The sequence below is a fragment of the Ileibacterium valens genome (genome assembly GCF_001945525.1).
GTDB classification, from domain to species: domain Bacteria; phylum Bacillota_I; class Bacilli_A; order Erysipelotrichales; family Erysipelotrichaceae; genus Ileibacterium; species Ileibacterium valens.
On sequence record NZ_MPJW01000189.1, the window covers coordinates 16,966 to 38,858 of the forward strand.

The window sequence follows — 21,893 nt, forward strand, 5'->3', positions numbered from 1 at the left end:
TTAGTTACGATTGATTACGTTTGAAAGGAGGAGATCGTATGATTTCACTTTCTCATGTCAGTAAATTGTTCCCGAAAGGGGTTCATGCGCTGAATCACGTTGATTTGAATATTGATGATGGCGAATTTGTCTATGTCATTGGAGCGACTGGTTCCGGGAAATCAACTCTGGTCCGCATTCTGAATGCGGAAGAAGTACCAGACACTGGAACTGTGCTGGTGAATGGTATTGATGTCGGTAAGTTAAAACATAGAAAAATTCCAAAATACCGCAGACAGATCGGCTGCATATTTCAGGATTATCGACTTTTACCTTCATTAACTGTATACGAAAATATTGCTTTTGCGATGGAAGTTGTTGGAGCAAGCCGTAAGGAAATCAAGCAGCGGGTTGCTGAAGTACTGGATCTGGTTGATTTAAAGGAAAAAGCAAGAAGCTATCCGGATGAACTTTCAGGAGGACAGCAGCAGCGTGTCACCATTGGAAGAGCTATCGCAAACCATCCAAGTGTGCTGATTGCGGATGAACCAACTGGAAACCTGGATCCGGAAAAGAGCCGGGAAATTATGGATCTGTTAGAAAAAATCAACCAGACCTATGGCACGACCATTATCATGGTGACTCATGATTCAACAATTGTTGATGAATATAAGAAGCGGACCATCATGCTTGAAGGTGGATTTGTTGTACACGACTTTGCCAAGGGCGGGTATAAATCGCTATGAGAGAAAAGCTCTGGCTTATAATCTACGCATTTAAGAATGCGCTGATTGGGATGAAAAGGCATTGGGTTCTTTGCCTTTCGAGTGTCACGACTGTCTTTTTAACGTTGTCTTTGGCTGCAGTGCTGATTATTGCTGAACTGCATGTGAACAGATTTTCAGAAAATCTGGCTTCAGATCTGGAAATTCATGTGGTTTTAAATGATGATGTCCTTGAACAGGAGACAATTGATTCCATCGCCGCCCAAATCAATGATGTCGATAATGTGCGGGAAACCGTTTTTTCTGATAAGGATCATGAACTTGAAATGATGATTGAACAAAAAGGAGAGCCTTTTACTGCATACCGTGGTGAAGAAAATCCCCTCAGTCATGCATTCTTTGTTAAAGTCGAAGATGAAACTTTGCTTGAGCCAACAAGACAGGAGATTGCTCTGGTTCCTGGAGTTCAGAGCGCTTATTATGGCGGATCTTCTGTTCGCGAACTGGTTGAGATTTTGCAGACCATCCGCTGGACTGCCGCAATCTTTACCTTGCTTTTGCTGATCCTATCTCTGTATCTGATTTATAATGCGATTCGCTCATCCATCCAATCCCGGGCGACAGAAATCGGAGTCATGAGAACCGTTGGAGCAACAGCCTCCTTTATTCGGATCCCATTTGAGATCGAAGGGACATTGATTGGATTAATGGGAGCCATTCTGCCATGGATTCTTATGTATTATGGCTATCCGGTTCTTTATCATACTTTTGGAGGCCATTTAATCATGCCTCAGCTGTCGTTTATTCCAATTGATCAGATGAAGCAAATGATGGCATGGATTTTATTTGGCAGTGGAGCGTTAAGCGGTTATTTGGCCAGTCTGCTTGCTGCAAACCGGTATATTCGAAAAATTAGATAACGTTAGTTTTATTGATCAAAGTTTTCAAATTCCGGGTGCATATGTTTACAATATATTTCAAGATAGGAAAGAACTGATGTATATCGGTTCTTTTTCTGTGTTGTGGCAGGATGATCTGCCCAAAAGGGGTTAGAGTGATGAAAAAAGTGGATCAAAAAGATCTTCCTTATCGCAAACCGATCGGTCCAAAAACCGGAAATGGTCAGGATGATCAAAAGAAAAGGAAAATCATAGCATACAGTGTTCTCGGAATAATTCTGGCTGGAATGATTGCGGCAGGAAGCCTGATTTATTTTAAAGGCTCAGGCAGTTCCTCCTCAAAAGGGTTGAGTAAGCTGGAACAGATTTATGAACTGATGAAATCGCAATGGTATTATGCGGATACGCTTGAAGATCCTGAAAATGATTTAATCGAAGGGGCGATTCTCGGAATGACCATGCAGCCAGAGGATCTGCACACGAATTATTTCAGTCTCGATGAAGCAGAACAATTTTCCAAATCTCTTGCAGGAAGCAATGCCGGAGTAGGAATTGTGTTCTATGAAGACGCTGATGGAAATGCAGTCGTCAGAGATGTCTTCGTGAATTCAACGGCAGATCAGGCTGGTTTAAAAGCAGGCGATATCATCGTCAAAATGAATGATCAGACAATCAGCGACCTGAGCTCGGATGAACTGGTCAGCTATATACAGAAAAATGAAGGCCGCCCAATAGAGACCGAATTTATCCGAAATGGTGAGACAAATACTGTGAAACTGATTCCAGGGGTTTACGATTCAACTGTTTCCATGCAGCTGCATGATAACTATGGGTTGGTCACGCTGAGTAGTTTTTCGGAAATGAGCGGTAAGGAATTTGCAGATTCGTTGGGCCGGATCCGTGAAGCCGGACTCAATAATCTGGTTATTGATCTGCGGGATAATACAGGAGGATATCTTTCTGCGGCAATGGATATTGCCGGAAGCCTTCTTCCATCAGAAAGTCCGATTTTTGTTGAAAAAGATAAAGAAGGAAATGAGAAAACATTTAAATCTTCTAAAAACTATACCCAGGTGCCGTTCGAACACATTTATGTTTTACAGAATGGCTCTACCGCCAGCGCTTCTGAAGTCCTGATTGGAGCTCTGAAAGAAACACTTGGTGAAGATGTAGTAACTACAATCGGTCAGAAAACATATGGCAAGGGAACTGAACAGGTTTCCATTCCATTTGAAGATGGAACATCTTTGAAATATACAATTGCAGAATGGACGACTCCAAATGGGGTATCCATCAACAAAACCGGATTTACTCCAGACATTGAAACTCCTGTTCATGCAGTGGCCTCCACTCGCTATCAGGATATGGCCGATGATGAAAGCATTGAACCGGATACTGTAGCTCCTAATGCGGCCGCAGTCCAGGTTTATCTCTCTTATCTCAGTTATCCTGCTAACCGTGATGATACGTATTTTTCCGTTGAATCTTCTGAGGCACTTAAATCCTTCCAGACAGATCATGGATTGGATGCCAATGGTGTTGTTGATAAAAATACATTTGATCGTCTTCGCGAAGAAGTGATTTTAAAATACAACCAAAACTTAACCAGCGAAGATGAAACGATGCAAAAAGCCATTGAGCTGATTGATAGCAATGACTGATCTTCCTTGTCAGAAACTGTTCTCGGATCGAAATTTTAAAAGACTAAGGAAACGAGAGTAAGAAAACGCAAAAAAACGGTCAGCTGATTCCATATGATCTGCTGTCCGATTTTTTGTGTTCGATTTGATCATTCAGGCCTCAGTGTTCGTAACAGTCATCATAACGCCTGTCTTTACAATACCTGTCAGTCCCTGTTTGGTTATTATCGCTCAGTTAAACAACTCAGCTGTAGCAACCCATATGATTGGAGCGAGCTTGAGAATCAGACTTCTGCTTCTTCAAAGGCATCAATCTCCATCTTGAGTCTTTCGACCATCTGATCGACGGGCAGTTTCTCAATAATTTTTCCCCGTTTGATTAACAGACCTTCATCATGTCCGCCGGCGATGGCGATATCTGCATGCTTGGCTTCGCCAGGACCATTGACCGCACAGCCCATAATCGCCACAGTGACGTTCTTGTTGACGGTCTGAAGATAGTCTTCAATGGCATCCACAACAGGTTTCATCTCCCATGCCGTTCTTCCGCATGTCGGACAGGCAATGAGGTTTGGAACATGATCAGCCAGCTGACAGTCCTTTAAAAGTTCCTTAACGACTGGAAGCTCAAGTTCCGGAGAGCCGTTGACAGAAATTCGAATGGTATCCCCAATGCCATCCAGAAGCAGGGGCCCTAATGCTAAAGTCGATTTAATGGCTGAAGTCATTGCGGTACCAGCTTCAGTAACCCCAAGGTGAAGAGGGTATGGAAAGATTTCAGATGCCAGACGATATGTCTCCAGACATAAAAGAGGATCGCTTGACTTAAAGGAAAGCACAATATCATGAAAATCCAGGTCTTCAAGAATATCGACATGTCTTTTAGCGGATTCAATCATCCCTTGTGCCGTCGGTTTGCCGTATTTTTCATGAATGTCCTTTTCAAGAGAACCAGAGTTGATTCCAATTCGAATTGGGATTCCTTTTTCCTTGCAGGCTTGAACGACTTTTTCGACATTTTCTCTCGAACCGATATTTCCCGGATTCAATCGAATTTTATCAGCTCCAGCTTCGATGGCAGCCAGTGCTAATTTGTAATCAAAATGAATATCTGCAGAAAGCGGAATATGGATTTGCTTTACAATGTCAGCAATGGCATGAGCATCTTCCTGATCCAGAACAGAAACGCGAATCAGTTCACAGCCTTTCTTTTCGAGTTTCAGAATCTGATCCACCACTTCATCCACGTGGCTGGTGCGAATATTGCACATTGATTGAATGACGACATGATCTGATCCACCAATTTGAACATTACCCGCCATGACCGGACGGGTCTGAGTGCGTTTTGGCATAGTACAGAGGTTCCTTTCGTTGGCTCTGCTTTACTTGACAGAGCCTTTAAAATAGTAAGGGCCAAAGAATCTGGCCTTTTCGTTTATAGTTATTTTATCAGCTTTTCGAGTGCATACTGAAATGGGATCGAAGGTCATAGGCGAGCCTTGAATCTATTTTGTTTGATTTACAAAAATTTTGAAAGGAGCTGGGAAAATGGAAAAATTTGAACTGGTTTCTCAATATACACCCAATGGTGACCAGCCGGAAGCCATTAAGGAACTTGTTGAAGGAATAAAAGAAGGAAAAAAACATCAGGTTTTGCTTGGCGCAACCGGTACAGGAAAAACATTTACGATCTCCAACGTAATCGCTCAGGTCAATAAACCAACCCTGGTGTTTGCCCATAACAAGACGCTGGCCAGCCAGCTTTATTCAGAGCTGAAAGAGTTCTTTCCAAATAATCATGTTGAATATTTTGTTTCTTATTTCGATTATTATCAACCGGAAGCTTATATGCCAAAAACAGATACCTATATCGATAAAACGACGAAAACCAATGAAGAACTCGATATGCTGAGAATGGCTGCGACCAATGCGGTTCTTCATCATCCGGATACGATCATTGTCGCTTCGGTCGCTTGTATCTATGGTGCTTCCAACCCGGAACAGTATGAAGATATGATCGATACGCTTCGAGTCGGAGATGTCATCGACCGCAATGATCTGATGTACAAACTCATTAACCAGCAATACAAACGCAATGATTTTGAGACAGCGAAAGGAACATTCCGGGTAAGAGGAGATGTCATTGAAATTTCTCCGGGATGGACAGACCGGTTTTTGATCCGGATTGAGATGTTTGGCGATGAAATCGAGAGAATCAGCGAAGTGGATCCTCTGACCGGAAAACTGATTCAGGCTTACTCTCTTTACAATATTTATCCAGCCAGTGGATATGCCACAAGCATGGATATAATCCGCAGAGCTGCTATGAGCATTGAAGAAGAACTCGAAGAGCGTCTGGATTATTACGAACAGGAAGGAAAACCGCTTGAAAAGGAGCGGCTTGAACAAAGATGCCGCTACGATATCGAAGCCTTACGGGAATTTGGAGTCTGTCCCGGCATCGAAAACTACTCGCGCCATATTGACGGCCGGAAACCTGGAGAAACTCCCTATACACTTTTTGATTATTTCCCTGATGACTATTTGATGGTAATCGATGAATCCCACGTCTCTCTTCCACAGATTCGGGGGATGTTTAATGGGGACCGGGCCAGAAAGCAGACTCTGGTTGATTATGGGTTCAGACTTCCTTCAGCTCTTGATAACCGCCCCTTAACATTCAGTGAATTTGAAAATAAGGCGCCGCAAAATATCTATGTCTCTGCTACCCCCGGCGATTATGAACTGGAAAAGACAGATAACCATGTCGTTGAACAGATTATTCGCCCTACAGGTCTGCTTGATCCGGTCGTCGAAGTCCGTCCTACTGAAGGACAGATCGATGACCTTGTGGATGAAATCAAAAGCCGTATCGCCAAAAATGAACGAACTCTGATTACGACGCTGACTGTTCGAATGGCAGAAGATCTGACCGAATACCTGAAAAATCTCGATATTAAGGTCGCCTGGCTTCATCATGAAGTAAAAACCATTGAACGAACAGAAATCATCAATGATCTGCGCAGAGGAAAATATGACGTTCTTGTTGGAATTAACCTGTTAAGAGAAGGCCTCGATATTCCGGAGGTTTCATTAATCACGATCCTGGATGCGGATAAGGAAGGATTTTTGCGATCCAAACGGTCGCTGATTCAGATCATCGGCCGGGCTGCCCGTAATGCGGATGGAAAGGTCATCATGTATGGAGACTCAATCACTGAGTCGATGAAATATGCCATCGATGAAACCGCTAGACGCCGTAAGATTCAGATGGAATATAATGAAAAACATGGCATTGTACCAAAGACAATCATTAAACCGGTTCGTGAAGTCGTTCGAAGCAAAGAAACAAAAGAAATGGCAGATAAGTATCTCAAACGCCGTAAATTAGGCAAGAAAGATATGACGAAATTCATCCAGAATCTTGAAATTGAAATGAAGGAAGCCGCTAAAAATCTTGAATTTGAACGCGCTGCCGAACTTCGCGATATGATCGCTGAATTAAGAGGATAGTCAGCAACCGAAAACTGTGATGATTTCACTTCCATGAATAATAATCAGGTTTTAATTATCAATGTTTCGATTCTTCTTTTCTGCACTGCACTTAAGCTTCAGAAATCAGCTGTTGGGATTGCCCACTCTGAATCAAAACAAAACTGAAAACTGATCTAAAAATTCAATTGCAACTGAATTATGAACGAACAAAAGGGCTGCCAGACGATGGCAGCCCTTAAACTTTTTAAGGAAGTGAACCAGAGCTAAGCTACTGATTCATGGTCATCATTAAAGCGACCAGGGCAATGATTCCAATTGCTGCCCACAAAAGCCACTTACCATAAGGAGGTTTCTTATTTGGATTATCCATATTCACATTCATCCTTCCTGCATTGCGGCTGTTGGCAATGCCATATCTGACTATATTGTAATTGGTTTTAGAAAATGGCTCTTCTTTGAGGCTTCCTGTTAGTTTGCAAGATTGCTTTTAGCCCAATCAATGGGTGATTCTCCTTTGGATTCAAGAAACTCATTCGCTTTTTTAAACTGACCCGAGTTGAAAAAACCGCGATTGGCAGACAGTGGAGAAGGATGAACACTTTCAAGAATCAGATGATTTGGATTGTTCAGAAATCGTTTGGCTTTCCTGGCCTGTGCACCCCACAACATAAAAACGATGGGCTGATTCTGTTCATTGAGAACCCGGAGAATATCATCGGTGAAATTTTGCCAGCCAAGATTGGAGTGAGACATTGGCTTGCCCTGTTCGACTGTCAAAATGGAATTTAAAAGCAGAACCCCCTGACTGGCCCAGTCACTTAGATCACCGCTGCGTTGCACAGGTGTCTGATATTCGTTAAAGATCTCCTGATAAATGTTTCGCAAAGAAGGAGGGATTTTTTCATTAGCGGGAACGCTGAAGGAAAATCCCTGGGCCTGATTTGGCCCATGATAGGGATCCTGACCTAAAATAACGACTCGAACTTTATCAAGAGGAGTCATTTCCAAAGCACGAAAGATGTTTTCCTTAGCGGGATAAATAATCCGTTCTTTGTAGGCTTGATCCAGATAAGGCCGCAAGGTATCAAAGGTCCCTTTGGCTTCTTCCTGCTCAATCAATTGTTCCCAGTTTTGAATACTCATCGGTTATCCTTCCTTTCCTGATCAGATACTCAGCAGATCATTGCGATAAGTCAGGTTCATGATACCAGCCAAACCGCTATAATGAATACTATGAATAAACAAACTGAAAAAATCAGACAGGCCAATGAACATATAGCCTGGATGGAAAATAAAAAAGGCAGAAATCATCCATTGAGCACTTTTCGGGAATGGATGAAAAAGGCGGGTTTATCTCAGAGATCAGAGGACTGGAATCCGATCTGTATTCACGTCGCCGGAACCAATGGAAAAGGATCTCTTTGCCGTTGGTTAAGTGATCTTATTATGAAAAAAGGAAAAAGGGTTGGGGTGTTTACCAGTCCTCATCTGATCAGCCATACCGAACGCATTCAGATCGATCAAAGTCCGATTGATCTGCTCGGTTGGGATCAGATCTTTAATGAATCGAAAGACTTCTTTGAAAAAAATGAACTGACCATGTTTGAAATGGATCTGTGGATGTCTCTGGTGTATTTCAGCCAGACAAAACCGGATGTCATAATAATGGAAACGGGGCTGGGCGGGCAAAGGGATGCAACCACCGCACTTGATTATGATCTGTGTCTGATTACAAACATTGGACTTGATCATATGACATATCTTGGAAATACCATCGAAGAAATTGCCCAGGCAAAAGCCGGGATCCTGATTGAGAATACGCCAGCAGGGTTAGGCCGTATGGACGCTTCGGCAAAAAAAGTCATCCAGAAACAGGCAAAAATAAAAAAAGTTCCTCTTTTTGAAGTGACAGATGAACAAGTCAGACAGTTTTTTAGCAAGCATCCACAATTAGATCGAATTTTTAGGGAAAGAATGCTTCCTGATTATCAGAAGGAAAATTTTATTCTGGCACTGGAAGCTATGAAGCAGCTTGGCTATGGGTATGATGATCCTGAACTTCAGGATCTGGCATCTCGTTTTTTCTGGCCAGGACGATTTACCATTTTAAAAAACGATCCTCTGATTGCAGCCGATGGCGCTCATAATCCCCATGGAATCAGAGCCTTATGCGAATCTTTGAAGCCTGGAGAATTCGATCAGGTGTATTTTTCGGTTCTGGCAGATAAACAGGCGATAACAATGATCGAACTTTTAAAGAAGAAGGTTCCATCCATTATTCTGGTGGATTTTGATACTCCCCGAATCGCTGATCTGATTGATCTATCCACACAGTGTTCTCTTCCAGTCTGTTCTTATGAGACCATGTTAGAAAACCTGAAGAAAACAGATCAGAATACGTTAATTTGCGGCTCTCTCTATTTCGTAGGGGATCTGCTCAGAGATTTTTAAGCCTGAAACAGAGTCCAGTTTCGTTTGGATTCTGTTTTTTGTTTATTTTTTTATTTTTGCGTGCTTTTTTCATCATATTGAGTTTTTTGTTGATAAAAATAATTCGAATTGCGTATATAAAACGGAAAAATATTGGAAAAACTCGTTTTAGGTGCATTTTCAGAGTTTTTAAAATGGGACATGGTTGGTGTCACAATCACCGATATCCTTTATCTGCAAGAGGAGCTACCCAGAGCTCAGAGAGAAAGGAAAAAAATTATGGAACCCAACAGAAAACCAGATTTACCAATGACCCCATCGTCTATTCAGGAACAAAAACCTGTACTTCCTGAACCGAAAGAAGCTGCAAAAGACTATCCGGTTCATCATGATCAGGATGACCAAAAAGAAAAAATGATGAATATTCAGTGCAGTGAAAAACTCAAAAGTGAAAAAGAGCAAGAAGTAAATATTCAATCAGAACAGGATAATCTCCAAACAAACGAAGATGACAAACATGATGCAACAGAAAGAATAGAAAGCAAGGATACAGCAGAACCTGCAGAACCAGTGATCGATCACGATTCAGCAAATTCAGTTCAGGAAAATACGATCCGCGCAATCGATGAGAATATCAATGATGCATCAAACCAGGCAATAAACAGCACCAGTCCATTCAAAGAAAACAACGGGAATTCTCTTGCGGAGAATGATGAATCAATGAAAAACGAATCGATTGAAAAACAGAAAGCGCCAGACTATTCTGGCGGAATGGATTTTAATGCCCAGGATTCTCAGAAATCTGAGGCTGCTGAAAAAATTTCTGCTTTTAAAACAGATTCTTATAAGGATCATCAGAAAAAGGCATCAAAAATCTTTTCACATCTGGCAAATGGAAAGCTTTGTGCCGGGGCTATGGCAGCTGCAGCCATTCTGGGAATATTTGCGGTATCATCGAGTGCTGAGTCTTTTGAAAAATCATAGAAGATTGATGAACTGGATTCTCAGATTGCCCTGTTAAGCCAGGAAAATGCTGATAAAACAAAGCAGATTCAGTCCCTTGAAGAACAGATCGACGAACTCCAGAACGGTCCATCAAGAAAACTCGAAATCATCCAGGCCAAATTCAATGAAAAGGACTGGGAAGGAACTCTTGCCGAAGCAAAGGCTCTTCATGAGGATTATCCAGGAACCGAAGCCGATGTTAAAGGACAGGAACTGATGCAGAAAGCACAGTCTGAAATTGAAAAAGCCAAAGAAGCCAAACGAAAGGAAGAAGAGCGCAAAAAGCAGGAAGAAGCGAAACGAAAGGAAGAAGAAGCCAGAAAAAAAGCAGAAGAGGAAGCCCGCGGATATGAAACTGGTATTACTTATGACGCTCTTGCGCGGTATCCAGATGACAATTTTGGTCAGAAGGTTAAATTCAGCGGTGAAGTGATTCAGGTTATGAATGAAGGCGATTCGGTAACCATTCGTCTGGCGGTGGATCAGAATTATGACACGGTTCTGTTAGCAACATTTAACAAGGACGCAATGACTAAAGGAAATATTCTAGAAGATGACATAATCACCATCTATGGAACAAGCATGGGAGATTATACTTATGAATCGACTTTCGGTCAGATGATTACTGTTCCATTGATCAGCGTCGCAAAAATTGATCAGTAACAAAAGACGATCTCTAAAATACTGTTCAGCCATCCAATAAAGCAGTACAGAATAGCCGGTCAAATATGAAGTAAAAAACAATAAAACAATAGAACAATATTAAAAATTCCTGAATTAACTAGAGACAGTAATGAATAAACGATAAGAAATAAATAATCACAAACAGACCAATAGACAACAGGGAACAAACAATAAGAAAAGGCGGTCAATCTAATAAATTGAGATTGACCGCCTGATTTTTGTATCTGATCTTTCGATTCATTACATCCGGCATGAACTCATTCAACCTGTAATCGATCCGATTCAGCATTGATCATACGACCTGTTTCTAATCAATGGACAAAATTCTAATTCAGCCAGCGAATTCTTTTCTTTAGCCGGATGCACTCGCGAATGACAAAGTAAAGCATAGCGGTTTCGATTGGAAACAGGATCAGGTTTTTAACCAGACGTTCACTCATCAAAACCCAGAATGGAGTGCCATAAAGCATGGAAAGAAGAATCGGATTAATGACAATGTTGCATAGAATAGTCGACATTCCCTTGGCTAAGGCGACGCGTTTGAGACTGATCTTTTGCATGCCATAAAAGCACACCGAATAAATGACGGCATTCAGGATGGCAGTAAGCGCAAATAATGGCATGTAGGGTCCAACCGGATGGGCAAGATAGCCAAGCAGGTCGACCAGAAAAGCGGCAAGAACATTTGGCCACAGACCAAAAAAGTAACAGCTTGCAGCCACGCCAAGAAAGGTAAACGAGATTCTCAGAGTTTCAGTCAGATTGATGCTTAAAGATCCTAAAAGGACATCTAAGGCCATGAAAAGCGCGACGCCGACAAGCACTCTTGTGTGCTGCAGACTTTCACTTTTCCAGATCAGCAGATTCGTGTTTTTTTGCATTGTATAATCCCTCCTTTCCCACCGAACAGAAAAAAGAGAGAAAAAATTTTCTGAGACAGCGGGATAAGAATCCAGACAGCAAGCTTTCGCTTTTCGTGGCAGATCCAGCTCGACATGCTCAACGTACCAGACATTCACAAACGGCTCGATAAAATCAGAAAAGATCGAAATTTATCGTTTTGAAGGATTCATTTGACTGACCAATGAATCGCAGTTCTGAATGCTGACAGTTCATCCCGTAATCTGCCCACTTAACTTCCGAATTCGTGCTCTGTTGAACTGAGCGTATCTTACGTGTCAGATTCTGTCTTAGTCAACTCCTGCCAGAGCAGAGTTAAAGGCAGATGATCGTGATCAGATTGAAAATAATGAAAATTATCGATAAAAGTGGAGTTTTTTTTAAGAACTGGAAGGGTTTTACGAAAAGATCAAGCGCTTACAGGGCTGAAGTTGTGAAAAAAATAATAAGGGGACAAAACCGCTTTTTGTGGCCTCAAAACGGTATACTTAAAACAAAGGGCGATATCGAAGGCCTTATCATTTCAGGCATATCTGTTCTGCAGACAATCTCAAAAATCGATCGGATGGATCGGTGAAGAGATCTATGGTTGGATCCGTTCATTCATCGTTATTCAATCAGGCCGAAAAAAACATGCTCAGGAAATGGGTAATGACAAAAAGCAAAGCTGTGATATTCAAAATTCAGGAATCAGAAATGAAGATTCAGGATCGATCTTATTGGATGAATCCTGAAATTTGCATTGAATGCTTTAAGCTTAGCAAAATCGCAGCAGACCACAATGAAAGCAACATTCCATTTGATGGCAATTTACAGAACAGCCGGTCTGCTGGCCTTCAGTACCATCGCTTTTAGAAAGGCAAATTGAGTCATGATCGTAGAAGATTTAGCAAAAAAAGTCGCTGGAAAAGATGTAAGTATTGTATTTACTGAAGGATGGGACCCAAGAGTTATGGGTGCTGCCGTTCGTCTAAAAAAAGGTAATGTGGTAAGGCCAATTCTGCTTGGCGAACATGAACAGGTCAATGCCTGTGCCACTGAAAATGGATTCGACATTACTGGAATTGAAGTAATCGCTCCTTCCGAATACCCGGATATTGATAAAATGGCTGTCCGTATGGTTGAACTGCGTCGTGGACGTCTCGACATGGAAGCTGCCAGACAGGCACTGACTCAGACAAACTACTTCGGAACCATGTTAGTTGAAATGGGAAAAGCCGATGGTCTGCTTGGTGGAGCAACCTATTCCACTGCAGATACCGTTCGTCCTGCACTGCAGCTGGTAAAAACCGCTCCAGGTCAGAGTCTGGTATCCTCCGCTTTCCTGATGGAAAAGGGAGATGATCATTGTCTGATGGGAGACTGTGCCATCAACCGTGATCCAAACCCGGATGAACTGGTAGAAATTGCCATTCAGACCGCGGCTACCGCAAGAGCCTTTGGAATTGAACCGAAAGTCGCTCTGCTTTCCTATTCTTCCTTTGGAAGTGCAACTGGACACTGTGTAGCAAAAATGTCAGAAGCAGCAATCCGTCTGAAACGTATGCCATTGGATTTTGACGTGGATGGTGAAATGCAGTTTGACTGTGCTGTAAGCCCTGAAGTCGCTGCCTTAAAAGCTCCGGAAAGCAAGGTTGCTGGTCATGCCAACACTTTTATTTTCCCAAACCTTTCTTCTGGAAACATCGGTTATAAAATCGCAGCCCGCCTTGGCGGATGGGAAGCCATCGGACCAGTTTTACAGGGTCTGAATGCTCCAATCAATGACCTTTCCCGCGGCGCAAACGAAGAAGAAATTTACAAGATGGCTGTTGTCACAGCAGCTCAGAAAGCTCTTGGCATTTAATTGGCTGCTCTGAGATCAAGCTTTACTCAGAAAAATCTGATTGCGAAGTATCCTGATCAGATAATCTACACTCATTGCTTTCTGAAAACAGGCAAATCTGGTCTGCTTTCGGAAAGCTTTTTATTTGATCTGGGTGAATGAAGATAAAAAGAGGCGCCTGACTATTTATAATGATTTTGAACGCCTTTCAAAGACAGCACTTGAAGAATAAAACATCGTATTCAAAGCATGGTGTCTGATAAAAAACATATTGGTCCTCAACATATTGGTCCTGACAGAATTGAAGCCTTTAAAGCGAATCAAAGATTTCATTTTGAAAGATTTCATTCTGGAAATATAACCCTGCACGATGGAATGGCGTAGAAGATGGAGAAACGCAATGACAGATGAACATAAAAATGAACACAAAAAGGGAGATATTTTTCCTTACGAAGTGGATGAAGGCAGCGTGACTGATTTTGTGGATGGTCATTTTGTACTGGTTGTAAAAGACCAGTTCTGGAGTGATGAGGAAATCGAGCTGTTCAGACAGCCAATTGACCTTCATTTCTGCTATACCAATGATCTGGCTTTCTTTATTGTCGAAGGCGGACCGCTGGATTCCGGTGATTTTTATTTCAACGTACAGGAATGTGATGATAAGGAGGCACTCCTTAACAGGGATCTGCTCAGTGCAGAGCTGCTTCTGATTGATGGAACCAATCAGATCCGCGCCAAAAGAAGTCATGATTTTTCAAAGGAAGAAAGCCGTCAGATCCTGGAACTGTTAAAAAAACAGAATGAGACAGAGTTTATGCCTGGTGAATATGAAGTCAATGTGGAAGGGCTTCAGAACGCTTATGAGCCCTATGATCTTGAAAAGTTTTCCAAAGTCTCAGTAAAACTGTAAAATAAAAAATCAGACGGGATTCACATCAAATTCCGTCAAATTTTTCAATTTGATGAATCGTTTTTTTCTTTTTTTAAGTCAGGCAAAAGAAATGATGAAACGTCAGAAACAGTGGATTCAGGGAATACGAATCGCGCAGAGTCTGGTAAAGGAATGTTCGAATCATTTCATTGATTGGAATATGGATCAGAATTCTGTACCGAAAGCTGCCTGTTCGCTGCATACTGTATAAAAAACGATTCAGAAAAATTGAAAACGAATCAGTACCAGACGTAATGAATGATCAGAGCTTGTCCTCTGAACCAGAAAGGATTGGATATAGGATTATGAAAGCAGTTATCAGTGTTATCGGCAACGACCGGGTGGGCATTCTGGCCATGACTTCAACCCTGTGCGCTTCCCGCAGCGTAAATATTCTCGAGGTGGCTCAGACTATTCTTGATGGTACCTTCTCTATGACGATGATCGTAGACATGAATGCCATGACCGTTCCATTTGACGTGTTTGCTTCGGAAATGGAAGAACTTGGCCTTCAGCAGGCTTTGATTATCCGCGTGATGAATCAGGAAATCTTCAACGCGATGCACAGCATTTAAGAGGTCCATTCATGCAGACAGATAAGATTCTTGAAACGATAAAAATGATTGATGAGGAATGCCTGGATATTCGTACGATCACGATGGGAATTTCCCTGCTGGATTGCTGCGACCCGGATATCCATGTTTCCTGCCGCAAAATTGAAGAAAAGATCTGCCGCCTGGCGAAGGATCTGGTAAAAACCGGTGAAGATATTTCCCGTGAGTACGGAATTCCCGTTGTAAACAAACGAATTTCGGTGACTCCGATCGCGTTGTTAGTCGCTTCAAGCGGAGGCGATCCGGTTGAATATGCCTTAACTCTGGAACGATGCGCGAATAAACTGGGCGTCAACTTCATCGGAGGCTACTCAGCGCTGGTTCAGAAAGGCTATTCAAAAGGGGATTATGAACTGATTGAAAGCATTCCCAGAGCCCTTGCGCAGACAGAGCACGTTTGCTCTTCAGTCAACATCGGTTCGACCAAGGCGGGTATCAACATGGATGCCGTCAGACAAATGGGCCATGTCGTCAGAAAAAGCGCCGAAATTACAGCCGATAGAAATTGCATTGGGGCAGCCAAACTCGTCGTTTTCTGCAACGCTCCTGAAGATAATCCATTCATGGCCGGCGCCTTTCATGGAGTTGGCGAAGGAGACTGCGTAATTAATGTTGGCGTTTCCGGTCCTGGCGTGGTGCGCGCAGCGTTAGCTAAGGCAAGCAAGGAAGCCAGCCTGGATGAAATGGCCGACCTGATCAAAAAAACCGCATTTAAGATTACCCGTATGGGTCAGCTTGTTGGAAAAGAGGCCAGCAAACGCTTAGGTGTTCCTTTCGGGATTGTAGATCTTTCTTTAGCACCGACTCCAGCAGTCGGGGACTCTGTTGCCTACATTCTTGAAGAACTTGGGCTGCAGACCTGCGGCGCATATGGAACAACTGCCTGTCTGGCTATGCTTAATGATGCCGTCAAGAAAGGCGGTGTCATGGCAACGAGTCATGTCGGTGGTCTTTCCGGCGCTTTTATTCCAGTCAGTGAAGATGCAGGAATGATCCATGCGGCTCAAAGCGGATGTCTCGTTCTTGAAAAGCTGGAAGCCATGACCGCAGTATGCTCAGTTGGACTTGATATGATTGTCGTTCCTGGAAATACCAGTGCGGATGTCATTGCCGGAATGATTGCAGATGAAGCCGCTATTGGAATGGTAAATTCCAAGACAACAGCGGTTCGTGTAATTCCTGCCATCGGTTATGAAGTGGGACAGGTTCTGGATTTCGGTGGTCTGCTTGGCTCTGGTCCAGTCATGCCAGTCAATCAGGAAAATAATTCTGTATTTGTAAACCGTGGAGGAAGAATTCCTGCTCCTCTGCAGGCTCTTAAAAACTAACCGCAAGAAAAAATCAACTATAAAGATTAAAAGTAAATCGGTATTCAAAGGACAAGGTCAACAGAAAGGTCTTGTCCTTTTTTGGCATTTATAATGAAGAACACGACTCATCGGTCTGGCGATATAACCCAAAAATATAAAAGACATAAGTTTGTCAAAGATGTGAATGGATCAAAGGCATCAACACCTCCTTCAGACCAGCTAATCGATTCTAGATCCCTTCGAAATCTGTCCTGTTTTCTCCATAATGGTTCTGAAATCATTCACTAATTCATAAATCAAAGCCCAAAATGTGGATGAATATGGGATTTATTGTTCAAATTGAATAAAAGGGTTTGTCAATCCATGGTTCATGTGCTTAAATACTCGCATAAACGTTGAAGAGAAGGAGTACAGACGGGAATCCTGAAGAGAGGCAGCGGTTGGTGCAAGTTGCTGGAGGAAACTCTGGAACGTGTCTTGGAGTGCAGGCTAATCCCTGCCGCGGTCCGCGTTATGGACAAGCGTCCTGTTCAATGAACAGGGAAGTCAGGTGGTACCGCGTGATTCACGTCCTTTCGCAGGGGCGTTTTTTTATTTTCCGCTGTCTCTTTTTATCCATTGGGCGTGTGCCCGGAAAGGAAATTAACTCATGAAAAAACTGATGACTGTATTGGCTGCGGGTTCTATGGCGCTTACGTTAGCAGCCTGCTCAAACGCTGGATCAAACGATGCAGCAGGCTCAGAGGCTCCAGCAGAAGCCAAGGAAATTCTGATTGGAATTTCACCAGACTATCCACCTTATGAATCCAAGAACACCGCGGGTGAAATTGAAGGATTCGACGTCGATATGACAAAATGGCTGTTCGACTACCTCAATGAAAATGGCTATAACTACACTTACGATTTTGAAGAACTGTCTTTTGATACGATTATTTCCAGCCTGCAGGCCGGACAGATCGATCTCGGTATTTCTGGATTTACTTATGATGAAGACAGAGAAGGAATCTTCTCCGATTCCTACTATGATTCCGCACAGGTGATCGTTGTAAAAGCTGATTCTGATATCGCTTCTTCTGCAGACCTGGCAGGCAAGAAGGTTGGAGCTCAGCAGGGAACAACTGGCGAAACTGTTGCCGGTACGGTAGACGCAGCTGATGTCCAGGCAATCAGTGATGCCAAAGTGCTGATGGAAAACCTGAAGGCTGACGGAATCGATGCTGTAATTATCGATAAGGCTGTAGCTGATTCCTATGCCGCAAATGGTGAATACAAAGTTCTCGATGAAGAGCTTCTAGATGAAGAAAATCTGATTTACACAACAGAAGACCACAAAGAGCTCCTTGACCAGATCAATACTGCAATCAAAGCGTTCAAGGAAAGCGATGATTATACAAAATTAACTGAAAAGTGGTTTGTCGCTTCGAATGAGTAAGATTCTAACGGCAGAGAATCTCGGCTTCCTGCTTCAGGGGGCTGGGCTTTCCTTACTGCTCGCTTTTGGGGCCCTGACCATTGGGATGGTAATTGGTGTCATTATGGCTTCAGCCAGACTTTCTAAAGTGAAAATCTTTAACTGGCTTGGAGCAATCTATGTCGAACTATTTCGTGGAACCCCGATGCTTCTGCAGATTTTCTTCTTCTACCTGGGAGTTCCAGTTCTGATTCGAATGGTTACAGGGGTTCGCATTCGTATGGATGTCACCATGGTTGCTCTGATCGCCTTATCCCTGAATTCGGGTGCCTATCAGACCGAGCTGATCCGTTCAGGAATTCAGGGGGTTGAAAAAGGGCAGTGGGAAGCCTGTGAGACCCTTGGGATTTCCTATTGGACCATGATGCTTAAGGTAATCCTGCCGCAGGCCTTCAAACGCATTATTCCGCCGATGGTTTCTGAATTCATTACGCTGATCAAGGACAGTTCACTTGCTTCCTGTATTGCCGTAGGTGAGTTGATGTACAACACCCAGGTCCTGGGTGCCCGCTACTATAACTATCTGTATCCGCTGATCATTGCGGCGGTAATTTATCTGTGTATGACGTTAGTCATCTCCTGGTTTGCCCGCCGATTGGAAAGGAGGCTTGCAGTCAGTGATTAAAGCCGAACATATCTCCAAACACTTTTCCGGTCTGCATGCCTTAAATGATGCCTCTCTGGAAGTCAATAAAGGAGAAGTCGTCTGCCTGATCGGTCCTTCCGGTTCTGGTAAATCGACATTCTTACGCTGTATTCACGGCCTGGAAACACCGGATGGAGGACTTGTCTATCTTGAAGGCGAAGCTCTCAATCCGAAAAACAAGGAATCCTTTCGCCGTCTGAGAAATCGGATGGGATTTGTATTTCAGCACTTTAACCTGTTTCCAAATATGACTGTTTTGGATAACTGCACTCTGGCTCAGATCTCTGTTTTACAGAAGACTCCGGAAGAAGCAGAAAAAACAGCTATGCTGTATCTGGGAAAAGTTGGACTTCTCGATAAGAAAGACAGCTATCCCAATCAGCTTTCAGGAGGTCAGAAACAGCGTGTAGCGATTGCAAGAGCGCTGTGCATGAATCCGGATATCATGCTTTTTGATGAACCGACTTCGGCGCTCGATCCTGAAATGATCAAGGAAGTTCTCGAAGTCATGCAGGATCTTGCTGCACAGGGGATGACGATGATTGTCGTAACACATGAAATGGGTTTTGCCCGCAAGGTAGCAGACCGCGTTGTCTTTCTGGAAGCTGGAAGAGTCATTGAAGAAGCGGATTCCGAAACGTTCTTCTCCAATCCAAAGACGGATCGGGCCAGGGAATTTTTAGGAAAGGTATTTTATAACTGATGAAACCTGCCAGCTTTTTATCTGAACAATGGATGACACAATATGAACATCAGGCCAGGATCAACCTGACTGATTCTTCGGCGGATTCCCTGAGTTTTGAGCAGCTGGCAAACTTCGAGCCGGATCTGCTTAAGAATCTGGTTCTGGACTATGGAACGATAGAAGGGGATCTTCGCCTGCGAGAGAAGATCCTCTCTTTTTATAAGGATCGAAACCCGAGAACGCTTGCGATTTCGCATGGGTGTTCTGAGGGCAGCCGGCTGGTCATGGAGGTGCTTCTGGAAGCAGGGGATCATGTCATTACCTACGTACCCGGCTATCAGCAATTCTGGGAAATTCCAGAAAAAATGGGATGCCAGGTTACGCTGATTGAACTGAATGAAAAAGACTGGTCACTGGATATAGAGAAGCTGGAAAAAAGCATCAACAAAAAAACGAAACTGCTGATTCTGAACCATCCAGCTAATCCAACCGGAGCCAGCCTGTCCAATAGTCAGATGCTTAAAATCGCAGAGATTTGCAAAAAACATCATGTTTGGATTTTATGCGATGAAGTGTATCTGTATCCGGATGAAGATCATCCTTCGTTTAATGATCTGTATGATCAGGCAATTGTCACTTCAAGTCTTTCCAAGACACTGGGACTGCCGGGACTGAGAATCGGATGGATCAAGGGACCAGAAAGCGTCGTTTCCGATATCACCCTGGCCAGAGATTATTCACTGATTTCAACGGGCCCCTTAATCGATACGCTTGGATACATCGCTTTAAAGCATCGGGATGAAATCCGAAAACCGATTGAAAAAGTGATCGGGCATAACCGGCAGACAGTGGATGAATGGATCGGACTTCAGAAAGACTTTGAATGGGTGAAACCGGAAAACGGCAGCCTTGGCTTTATGAAAATTGTTCCCATAACGGATTCGGCTGATTTTTGCCGCAGACTTCTGGATCAGACCGGGATTTTCTTTGTTCCCGGATCCTGTTTTGGAAAGGAAGGCTATGTCCGAATCGGATTAGGCTTTATTCATGAAAATATCCAGGGTTCACTGGATGAAGTCAGAGACTTTCTGCAAGAGTATTTAAAACAAAATCCATCAACCCTGCAAAAATGAATATCACTGGTTGTGATTTAATCATTTCCTTTAAAGGAAAAATCAGGAAATTAACAGGATGGAATGACGTTCAGACATTCCTGCAGACAACTATCCTGTAAAAAAACAGGCAGGAAATCTCTGTTTGATTTAAAATGAATATATTGATAAGGACAAATATTCTGAATCGTTTAGAATATTTGTCTTTTTCTGTTGAGAAACACACAATTTCCGAAAGTCTTTACCCGGGTAAAGACTTTCTTGTGTAATTATGATATAACAAAAACGAAGAGGCCATAGAAAAAATGAGTAACAAAGGAAGAAATAAAATATGGATTTTTCTGGGAATCTGCCTGCTTTCAGGCTGTATGCGCGTCAATATGTCTGAATCAGATTCTCAAAACACTGGTGCAAATGAGGAGCAAAGTGAAATCCGGCTCTCGCTGGTCTGCAATGGTCCAGGTGTTAATACGACCTATGAAGCCAGGGGAGATAAGATAGTCCGCATTATTCAGACGATAACGATTTCTGATTCAGAGATCGGCGTTGCCGAAAATACGGATCGAAAAAAAGCAGAAGAAGCGCTTGAAAAAAGCGCGAAATCAATGCACTCGTCCTTAGATGGAATCGATATTTCGATTAAGGATACCGAAAAGGCTTTTGAAGTCACAACGGTCTATGACCTTGAAAAAGCAGATTTGAAGCAGCTTGAAAAAGAAGGACTCCTGCAGGGCGGAGATGAAACGAGCTCGTTTGTTTCATTCCAGAAGACCCGGGACAGACTTAATGACAAAGCCTGTCCTTTGGGACTCAGCCTGTCCAGGGAGAAAGACTGATGCGTTATTACATCTCCGACTGCCATTTCTGGCATGAAAAACTGCTATCCCAAATGGATCACCGCCCTTTCGAGAGCGTGGAAGCGATGAATGATTTCATGATTGAACAATGGAATAAAAGAGTGCGAAAGAATGATGATGTCGTAATATTGGGAGATTTCTCCTGGGGTAATGGAATACAGACCAATGAAATTCTTGAAATGCTCAATGGGAAGAAATACCTGATTGTCGGCAACCATGACCTGTATCTGAAAGATAAGAATTTTGATCCTTCTTATTTTGTATGGATTCGCGAATATGCGGAACTCAGGGACAACCGGCGCAAGGTCTGTCTGTCTCACTATCCGATGCCCTGCTACAACGGACAGTACCGCAAGGATGAAGATGGGAATCCCAAAAGCTACATGTTATACGGACACGTCCATGATACAAGGGATCAGAAATTCCTTGAGATGTATGGAAATTTTATTCGCTCGCAGACCCATCGTTCGATTGGAGATGGTTCGAGTCAGCCTATTCCTTTCAATATGATCAACTGCTTCTGTATGTATTCCAACTATATTCCGCTTACGCTTGATGAGTGGATTGAAAATGACAAGTTAAGAAGAGAAAAGATGTCTGTTTCAGAAAACTCCCTGATCAACTAAGGAGTAAATTGTAAGCACAAAGTCAGAATTCATAAATCAGACAAACCGTCTGAAATGCT

At 42.9% G+C, this 21,893-nt stretch carries 22 protein-coding genes and 1 other annotated feature; of the genes, 19 read left to right on the plus strand and 3 right to left on the minus strand.

Features of this window, described 5'->3' with window-relative positions; genetic code table 11:
• Positions 1–38 precede the first annotated feature (38 nt).
• From ftsE to BO222_RS09725, 3 genes are all read left to right on the plus strand, one after another.
• A complete protein-coding gene (ftsE, locus tag BO222_RS09715; protein ID WP_075820582.1) occupies positions 39–725 on the plus strand; it encodes a cell division ATP-binding protein FtsE in 687 nt (228 codons plus the stop codon).
• Positions 722–1,624: a permease-like cell division protein FtsX gene (ftsX, locus tag BO222_RS09720; RefSeq protein ID WP_075820584.1), complete on the plus strand. Its 903-nt coding sequence runs from the start codon at positions 722–724 to the stop codon at positions 1,622–1,624. Before ftsE ends, ftsX begins: the two co-directional genes overlap by 4 nt.
• 137 nt (positions 1,625–1,761) lie before the next feature.
• Positions 1,762–3,264, plus strand: a complete 1,503-nt coding sequence (locus BO222_RS09725; protein ID WP_178390441.1) for a S41 family peptidase — start codon at positions 1,762–1,764, stop codon at positions 3,262–3,264.
• 263 nt (positions 3,265–3,527) lie between these two features.
• On the opposite strand, the gene ispG is transcribed toward BO222_RS09725, so the two are convergent.
• On the minus strand, positions 3,528–4,595 hold the full coding sequence (gene ispG, locus BO222_RS09730; RefSeq protein ID WP_075820586.1) for a flavodoxin-dependent (E)-4-hydroxy-3-methylbut-2-enyl-diphosphate synthase: 1,068 nt from the start codon (positions 4,593–4,595) through the stop codon (positions 3,528–3,530).
• A gap of 196 nt (positions 4,596–4,791) precedes the next feature.
• Between ispG and uvrB the strand changes: the two genes are divergently transcribed.
• Complete coding sequence (gene uvrB, locus BO222_RS09735) at positions 4,792–6,756, plus strand: excinuclease ABC subunit UvrB (protein WP_075820587.1); 1,965 nt, start codon at positions 4,792–4,794, stop codon at positions 6,754–6,756.
• 450 nt (positions 6,757–7,206) lie between these two features.
• Here the strand turns inward: uvrB and BO222_RS09740 are convergent, their stop codons facing one another.
• On the minus strand, positions 7,207–7,881 hold the full coding sequence (locus BO222_RS09740) for a uracil-DNA glycosylase (protein ID WP_075820588.1): 675 nt from the start codon (positions 7,879–7,881) through the stop codon (positions 7,207–7,209).
• 90 nt (positions 7,882–7,971) lie between these two features.
• Between BO222_RS09740 and BO222_RS09745 the strand changes: the two genes are divergently transcribed.
• The 3 genes from BO222_RS09745 (at position 7,972) to BO222_RS09755 (ending at position 10,836) form a co-directional block, all read left to right on the plus strand.
• Positions 7,972–9,189, plus strand: a complete 1,218-nt coding sequence (locus BO222_RS09745; protein WP_075820590.1) for a bifunctional folylpolyglutamate synthase/dihydrofolate synthase — start codon at positions 7,972–7,974, stop codon at positions 9,187–9,189.
• Positions 9,190–9,447: 258 nt separating this feature from the next.
• Positions 9,448–10,152, plus strand: a complete 705-nt coding sequence (locus tag BO222_RS09750; RefSeq protein WP_075820592.1) for a hypothetical protein — start codon at positions 9,448–9,450, stop codon at positions 10,150–10,152.
• Between the two features lie 237 nt (positions 10,153–10,389).
• A complete protein-coding gene (locus tag BO222_RS09755; protein ID WP_075820594.1) occupies positions 10,390–10,836 on the plus strand; it encodes a hypothetical protein in 447 nt (148 codons plus the stop codon).
• A gap of 347 nt (positions 10,837–11,183) precedes the next feature.
• On the opposite strand, the gene BO222_RS09760 is transcribed toward BO222_RS09755, so the two are convergent.
• A complete protein-coding gene (locus tag BO222_RS09760) occupies positions 11,184–11,738 on the minus strand; it encodes a folate family ECF transporter S component (protein ID WP_075820596.1) in 555 nt (184 codons plus the stop codon).
• Between the two features lie 592 nt (positions 11,739–12,330).
• Between BO222_RS09760 and BO222_RS09770 the strand changes: the two genes are divergently transcribed.
• From BO222_RS09770 to BO222_RS09825, 12 genes are all read left to right on the plus strand, one after another.
• Positions 12,331–12,612 (plus strand): hypothetical protein, encoded by a 282-nt coding sequence (locus BO222_RS09770; RefSeq protein ID WP_143356995.1) that lies wholly within the window; start codon positions 12,331–12,333, stop codon positions 12,610–12,612.
• 16 nt (positions 12,613–12,628) lie between these two features.
• Positions 12,629–13,603, plus strand: coding sequence for a phosphate acetyltransferase (gene pta / locus BO222_RS09775; protein ID WP_178390442.1), 975 nt, complete (start codon positions 12,629–12,631; stop codon positions 13,601–13,603).
• Positions 13,604–13,982: 379 nt separating this feature from the next.
• A complete protein-coding gene (locus BO222_RS09780) occupies positions 13,983–14,492 on the plus strand; it encodes a hypothetical protein (protein ID WP_075820602.1) in 510 nt (169 codons plus the stop codon).
• Between the two features lie 91 nt (positions 14,493–14,583).
• Positions 14,584–14,724 carry a hypothetical protein gene (locus tag BO222_RS13790; protein WP_158024592.1) on the plus strand — a complete coding sequence of 47 codons (141 nt, stop codon included), beginning with the start codon at positions 14,584–14,586 and terminating at the stop codon, positions 14,722–14,724.
• A gap of 94 nt (positions 14,725–14,818) precedes the next feature.
• Positions 14,819–15,088: an ACT domain-containing protein gene (locus BO222_RS09790; protein ID WP_075820607.1), complete on the plus strand. Its 270-nt coding sequence runs from the start codon at positions 14,819–14,821 to the stop codon at positions 15,086–15,088.
• Between the two features lie 11 nt (positions 15,089–15,099).
• The gene (locus BO222_RS09795) at positions 15,100–16,455 is read left to right on the plus strand and encodes a PFL family protein (RefSeq protein WP_075820609.1); all 1,356 of its coding nucleotides are present in this window, start codon (positions 15,100–15,102) and stop codon (positions 16,453–16,455) included.
• Between the two features lie 368 nt (positions 16,456–16,823).
• Positions 16,824–17,015: a binding site (T-box leader), on the plus strand.
• A gap of 71 nt (positions 17,016–17,086) precedes the next feature.
• Positions 17,087–17,869 carry a transporter substrate-binding domain-containing protein gene (locus BO222_RS09800; protein ID WP_075820611.1) on the plus strand — a complete coding sequence of 261 codons (783 nt, stop codon included), beginning with the start codon at positions 17,087–17,089 and terminating at the stop codon, positions 17,867–17,869.
• On the plus strand, positions 17,862–18,533 hold the full coding sequence (locus tag BO222_RS09805) for an amino acid ABC transporter permease (RefSeq protein ID WP_075820613.1): 672 nt from the start codon (positions 17,862–17,864) through the stop codon (positions 18,531–18,533). Before BO222_RS09800 ends, BO222_RS09805 begins: the two co-directional genes overlap by 8 nt.
• The gene (locus tag BO222_RS09810) at positions 18,526–19,257 is read left to right on the plus strand and encodes an amino acid ABC transporter ATP-binding protein (RefSeq protein ID WP_075820615.1); all 732 of its coding nucleotides are present in this window, start codon (positions 18,526–18,528) and stop codon (positions 19,255–19,257) included. The genes BO222_RS09805 and BO222_RS09810 overlap by 8 nt, the downstream gene beginning before the upstream one ends.
• Positions 19,257–20,372 carry an aminotransferase class I/II-fold pyridoxal phosphate-dependent enzyme gene (locus BO222_RS09815; RefSeq protein WP_075820618.1) on the plus strand — a complete coding sequence of 372 codons (1,116 nt, stop codon included), beginning with the start codon at positions 19,257–19,259 and terminating at the stop codon, positions 20,370–20,372. The genes BO222_RS09810 and BO222_RS09815 overlap by 1 nt, the downstream gene beginning before the upstream one ends.
• 284 nt (positions 20,373–20,656) lie before the next feature.
• Positions 20,657–21,187 (plus strand): DUF1307 domain-containing protein, encoded by a 531-nt coding sequence (locus BO222_RS09820; RefSeq protein ID WP_075820620.1) that lies wholly within the window; start codon positions 20,657–20,659, stop codon positions 21,185–21,187.
• Entirely contained in the window at positions 21,187–21,834 is a 648-nt protein-coding gene (locus BO222_RS09825) for a metallophosphoesterase (RefSeq protein WP_075820622.1), read from the plus strand. Before BO222_RS09820 ends, BO222_RS09825 begins: the two co-directional genes overlap by 1 nt.
• Positions 21,835–21,893 lie beyond the last annotated feature (59 nt).